The organism is Hyphomonas sp. UBA3601 (assembly GCF_002375605.1).
In the GTDB taxonomy this organism is placed as follows: Bacteria; Pseudomonadota; Alphaproteobacteria; order Caulobacterales; family Hyphomonadaceae; genus Hyphomonas.
Window position 1 is genome coordinate 17,827 of sequence record NZ_DFME01000103.1, and the last position, 4,992, is coordinate 22,818.

At 57.2% G+C, this 4,992-nt stretch carries 6 protein-coding genes; all 6 read right to left on the reverse strand.

Annotated elements, in window-relative coordinates; genetic code table 11:
- A partial coding sequence (locus tag B4F73_RS10235; protein WP_290483187.1) for an ABC transporter permease occupies nucleotides 1-637 on the reverse strand: 637 nt, incomplete at its 3' end.
- On the reverse strand, nucleotides 634-1,953 hold the full coding sequence (gene proS / locus B4F73_RS10240; protein WP_206990493.1) for a proline--tRNA ligase: 1,320 nt from the start codon (nucleotides 1,951-1,953) through the stop codon (nucleotides 634-636). The genes B4F73_RS10235 and proS, both read right to left, overlap by 4 nt.
- A 51-nt stretch (nucleotides 1,954-2,004) precedes the next feature.
- The gene (locus tag B4F73_RS10245; protein ID WP_290481571.1) at nucleotides 2,005-2,238 is read right to left on the reverse strand and encodes a DUF1467 family protein; all 234 of its coding nucleotides are present in this window, start codon (nucleotides 2,236-2,238) and stop codon (nucleotides 2,005-2,007) included.
- Complete coding sequence (gene mce, locus B4F73_RS10250; protein ID WP_206990495.1) at nucleotides 2,238-2,666, reverse strand: methylmalonyl-CoA epimerase; 429 nt, start codon at nucleotides 2,664-2,666, stop codon at nucleotides 2,238-2,240. Before mce ends, B4F73_RS10245 begins: the two co-directional genes overlap by 1 nt.
- A gap of 5 nt (nucleotides 2,667-2,671) precedes the next feature.
- Nucleotides 2,672-4,357 carry a ribonuclease J gene (locus tag B4F73_RS10255; protein WP_290478786.1) on the reverse strand — a complete coding sequence of 562 codons (1,686 nt, stop codon included), beginning with the start codon at nucleotides 4,355-4,357 and terminating at the stop codon, nucleotides 2,672-2,674.
- Nucleotides 4,358-4,362: 5 nt separating this feature from the next.
- A partial coding sequence (locus B4F73_RS10260; protein WP_290483188.1) for a type III pantothenate kinase occupies nucleotides 4,363-4,992 on the reverse strand: 630 nt, incomplete at its 5' end.

Sequence of the window (4,992 nt, forward strand, 5' to 3'; positions counted from 1 at the left end):
CGCTTCCCGTCTTGAAAACGTCCCCGACAGTGTAGGCCTTGCTGCGCGGCGTTGATCCGAGAGGTCCGGCATTGGTCTGCGATGTAATGATCTCTACCTTGTCGCCCGGCCGGACACCGAGGCCTTCCCGGCCAGCAGCCAGAAATGCCCCCATCATGACGACATTGCCGCCATTCTTGCCTTCGCCAAACCCGGATTCAATGGCCGCCGCCCCGCCATCCTTCAGGAAAGGCATAGTGGCGAGGTCTTCCTTGCGGATGGCCCGCACGGCCGCCCCCGTCTTGCGACCATTCGCCGTCACGAGCACATATTCTTCAATATACGGTGCGACACTGGACACACCATCAATCAGAGAGATCGTCTCCGCAATCTGTTCGGCTTCTTCCTCTGTATACGACGCAACAACGCCGTAGACATGTGGCTGACCGCCCAGCAAAGCATCCAGCAAGGTCGCCCTGAAACCGCTCATGATGGACATGGTGATGATCAGCGCAGCAACCGCAAAGAAGATGCCGACAAAGGAAATGATCGATATCAGGCTTGCACCGCCATGCTCCCGCTTGGCGCGCAAGTACCGCCAGGCGAGTGTGCGCTCCAGCTTCCCAAACGGCGCGGCGGCTGACGGAATATCACTCATTCGGGCCGCACCTTGCTGAGGGCATCCGCGAGCGGCATTTCTGATTTCTCACCCGTTTTGCGATTCTTGACTTCAACGACACCGTTCTTGATACCACGTGGTCCGATGACAATCTGCCATGGTAGACCAATCAGATCCATCCGCGCGAACTTGCCGCCAGCCCTGTCATCAGTCTCGTCATATAGCGTGTCTATTCCGGCAAGTTCGAGTGCCTGGTAGGCTTGCTCGCAAACCGTGTCACATTCCTCATCGCCGACCCGCATATTGATGATTCCGACCTGAAACGGCGCAACGCTTTCCGGCCAGACAATCCCATTCTCGTCATGACAGGCTTCGATAATGCCGCCGACCAGACGCGAAACGCCAATGCCATAGCTGCCCATCTCGACCGGCACCATTTGGCCGTCCGGTCCCTGGACAACTGCGTTCATGGGTTCGGAATACTTGGTGCCGAAATAGAAGATATGGCCGACTTCAATACCGCGCGCAGAGACCTTCCGGTCTTCCGGCAGTTCAGCGAAGGCGGCTTCGTCATGCATCTCTTCGGTCGCGGCATAGTATTGCGTCCGCTTTTCGACTTCTGCTGTCAGGTCAGACGTGAAGTCCAGGTCCAGACCCGGAGCAGGCATATCCAGCAGGGTCTTGTCGCAGAAGACGGCGCTTTCGCCCGTCTCAGCGAGGATGATGAATTCGTGGCTCAGTTCGCCCCCAATCGGGCCAGTATCTGCGCGCATGGGCACACCGGTCAGGCCGAGGCGCGAGAACGTGTTGAGATAGGCGCAGAACATACGGTTATAGGAGTGTCGCGCATCGTCTGCCGTCAGGTCGAAGGAATAGGCATCCTTCATCATGAACTCACGCCCGCGCATCACGCCGAAGCGCGGGCGGATCTCGTCCCGGAATTTCCATTGTTGGTGATAGAGGTTCAGCGGAAGCTGCTTGTAGCTCTTCACATATGAGCGGAACACATCGGTGACGAGTTCTTCATTCGTGGGGCCGTACAGCATATCGCGGTCATGGCGGTCGGTGATGCGCAGCATCTCCTTGCCATAGGCTTCATACCGACCGGACTCGCGCCAGAGGTCAGCTTGCTGCAGTGTTGGCATCAGCATTTCCACAGCGCCAGCGCGGTTCATCTCTTCGCGCACGATCTGTTCAATCTTCTTGAGGACGCGTAGGCCAAGCGGCAGCCAAGTGTAGATGCCTGCTCCGTTCTGGCGAACCATGCCGGTGCGCAGCATCAGCTGATGCGAGGCGATGGCCGCATCTGACGGGGCTTCTTTGGATACGGGCAGGAAATACTTCGACAGACGCATGGAATCTCCGTGATCGCGCGGTAAACGAAGGCCACCTAGCCGCAGCGCCCCCTATTGCGCAAGCAAACGTGGCACGATGATGGCTGCAAGACCTGTCAGAACAACTGCACCCCCCGTCGCCCAAAGCGCTTTTTTGGCAAGCATGGGGTTTTTCGGCGCCGCTTCTTCCGTACCGTCAATCGTGGAATCGTCTTCCCACTGCCCCTTCACGCCGATCGGAAGAACGACGAAAAAGGACAGCCACCAGGCAATGGTGAAGACAACACCAGCGCCGAAAATGGTCATCAGTGGGCTTCCTTCGGGGTTTCCATCAGCTCGATCAGGACACCGTTCGAATTTTTCGGGTGGACGAAAATGATGGGAGTCCCATGGGCGCCAATCCGGGGTTTTCCGAGGACTGTGGCGCCACGCTTGCCCATCTCTTCGACTGCTTCGTTGATGTCATCCACTTCAAAGCAGACATGATGCTGGCCGCCTTTCGGGTTCTTCGTGATGAAGTTGGCGATAGGGGATTCGGCGTTCAACGGCTCGATCAGCTCAATCTGGCTATTCGGTAGATTGACGAAACAGACCTTTACGCCTTGCTCCGGCATGTCGAACGGCGTGGTGATATCTTTGGCGCCATAGAGTGTCCGATAGGTTTCGCAGGCGGCTTCAAGATCCGGCACTGCGACACCGACATGGTTCAAGGGACCAATTTTAAACTCTGACACGGGTTTCAACTCCTCAGGACGATCACTTCTATTACGGGACGGTGACCAAATGTTTCAAGACAAGCCTTCCGCAGGGCGCGGCCGACGGTACGCTCAACTGCATCATCGTCCATTCGGTCGCGTTTCTTCATGCGACCAATTGCATCCTCGGCCGCGATCTCAAGCGGCTCGATGCTCTCATCAGCAAGGCGACCATCGGTTTCCGACAAGCCTTTCGCCAACACGATGGGGCCGTCGAGTATGTCTCCATCATCGTCCAGCGTCATGGACGCGAAGATGATTCCAGCCCAGGAAAGTTTCCGGCGTTCCTCAATTCCCTGCGCACCTTCCGGCACCAGCCGATCCCCATCCAGAAACAACCGACCGGCTGGAACGACGTCAACAATCTGGGCCTTTCCCGGTGCGATCCGGATCAGGCTGCCATTTTGCGGCGTTACAGCATGGGGAACCTGCAGTGATTTCGCGAAATTGGCATGTTCCATGATGTGCCGACGCTCGCCGTGCACGGGAATTGATACTTGCGGGCGCACCCATCCATACATGCGGCGCAGCTCGTCCCGGCAAGGGTGACCGGAGACATGTATCGGATATGGCACCATGCGCGGCGTGATCACCCTGACGCCCTGCTCTGCCAGTGCATTCTGAAGCGCAAAAATCCCCTTTTCATTGCCTGGGATCTGTCGGGACGAGAAGATCACTGTGTCGCCTTCATGGAGCGACACATTACGATGATCCCGCCGTGAGATTCTCGTCAATGCGGCCCGCGCTTCACCCTGACTTCCCGTACAGAGATACAGGATGTGTTCGGCGGGAATCTGGCTCGCTTCGGATTCGTCAATGAATTCCATATGCGGCGGCAATATGCCGACGGATTTTGCCGCGTCCGTAATGCGATGCATGCTGCGCCCGACCAGACATACAGCCCGGCCCGCCGACTCGGCAGCTTCAACGATCGATTTCACTCGTGCCACATTTGATGCAAATGTGGTCACGGCCACGGCTTGTTTCTGCTCGGCGATCAGATCTATCAGCCCTTGCTTCACCGACTCTTCGGACCCGGACTCCCCTTCTTCGAAGACATTAGTTGAATCACAGACCATGGCGAGAACGCCTTCATCCCCCAGGGCAGTCAGGCCTTTGACATCCGTCGCAGATCCGATCTGGGGATCCGGATCGATCTTCCAGTCGCCGGTGTGCAGGATCGTGCCCAGCGGCGTCTTGATCGCCAAGGCGTTCGGCTCGGGAATTGAGTGAGTCAGCGTGACATAGGTAACCTCGAACGGCCCGGCCTGAACTGTTCCGCCCAGCGCAACCGGCTTGAGCCAGGACGGGTCCACGCCCCGCTCAACCATTTTCGAACGCACGAGCTCTGCCGTGAATGGCGTCGCATAGATCGGGGCCTTTGTTTGCAGGCGCGGATATAACAGGCCGACTGCGCCGATATGGTCCTCATGCGCATGTGTCAGGAATACCGCATCGATCTTCTCCCCGATCAGATATTCGGGATCCGCGCAGATCAGGTCGATCCCCGGCGTCTCAAGTGATCCGAACGTCACACCAAGGTCGGCAATGATCCAACGGCGGTCGTGCGCCGGGCCGTAGCCATAGGCATTGAGGTTCATGCCGATCTCATCGCAGCCCCCCAGGGGGAGGAAAACCAGCTCGTCCTCTATACCGTTCGTGTCTGCCATAGGTCTCAACTGTTCCGTTTGTAGATTTCGAGCAGGCCACGAATGGTAATATCCTGATCGTAATAATCTATTGTTTCGCTGGCACCTTCAAAGAGGGAGGCCACACCGCCGGTGGCAACCACTTTCATGGGCTTTCCATATTCAGCCTTGATGCGGGTTACGAGCCCATCAATGAGATCGATGTATCCCCAGAAGACACCTGACTGCATGGCGCTGATCGTGTCTTGGCCGATCACTTGGGCTGGTTTCTGGATCGCGATGCGTGGCAGCTGCGCCGCCGCATCATGTAGTGCCCGCATGGACAGGTTGATACCGGGAGAGATGATGCCGCCCTCAAAGCCGCCATCTTCCGCCACAACGTCAAACGTTGTCGCCGTTCCACTATCAATCACAATGAGATTGCCGGAATAGGTCATGTGCGCCCCGAGCGCGCTCACAATCCGGTCGGCCCCCACCTGTTCGGGCCGGTGAATGCGCACTTCAACACCCGTTTTCAGATTGGGATCCCCAATGAACAAGGGCTCGAGATTGAGATATCGACGCGCAAGATTACGAAAATTGAACTGGGCTTGAGGTACGACGGTTGAAATCACGCATCCTTTGATGTGCTTCAAGTCCATTCCATACATGTCCGC